The sequence below is a fragment of the Microbulbifer mangrovi genome, from assembly GCF_002009015.1.
In the GTDB taxonomy this organism is placed as follows: domain Bacteria; phylum Pseudomonadota; class Gammaproteobacteria; order Pseudomonadales; family Cellvibrionaceae; genus Microbulbifer; species Microbulbifer mangrovi.
Window position 1 is genome coordinate 1 of sequence record NZ_LZDE01000060.1, and the last position, 534, is coordinate 534.

A 534-nucleotide genomic window follows, 5' to 3' on the forward strand; every position below is an offset into this window, starting at 1 on the left:
GTCGCCCCTGTTGCGGGCGTTAAGGTGTCCATGAAAAAGATCACCGGTATACTGATATCTCTGTTGTCATTTTCATTAAAAGCCGAAGTTACGGTAGAGCAACTCGAAGAATTTGATGGTTGGGTATACGAACATTCAATACACACCGAGGAAGAAGTTTTAAATTTCGGCGAGCTTGTTGATGTATCGTCGAAAGAAACTAATACCAATGGTGGTATGGCTAAACTAAAGGAGTATAGTTTCATCAACGGCCACATCTCAGCCATTGTGTTTTCATCGGATAACGTCAGCATCTTGGGCATTCGATCTAGTGCGCCTGGGTATGAACTCAAGAATGGTATTTCCGTAGGAGACCCAAGTAGCATATTACAGTCTATGCCCATCTCGTCTGAGAGCGGAGAATACTGCGGAATTAATAATTGCGTAAAATTTGATTTGGATGATGGCGTTATCGCTAGTTTCACCATCGAGTTTTACGTGGACTAAAACCTTAACAAGGCCGGGCAATTCGCTCCAGGCCTTCGGCCCTCCGCG

1 protein-coding gene is annotated in these 534 nt (G+C 44.6%); it reads left to right on the plus strand.

Translation table 11 applies throughout. The features are described from left to right. Window positions 1-486, plus strand: a 486-nt coding sequence (locus B4U49_RS00255) for a hypothetical protein (protein ID WP_204902946.1), incomplete at its 5' end; no start/stop codon positions are given. Between the last annotated feature and the right edge of the window lie 48 nt (window positions 487-534).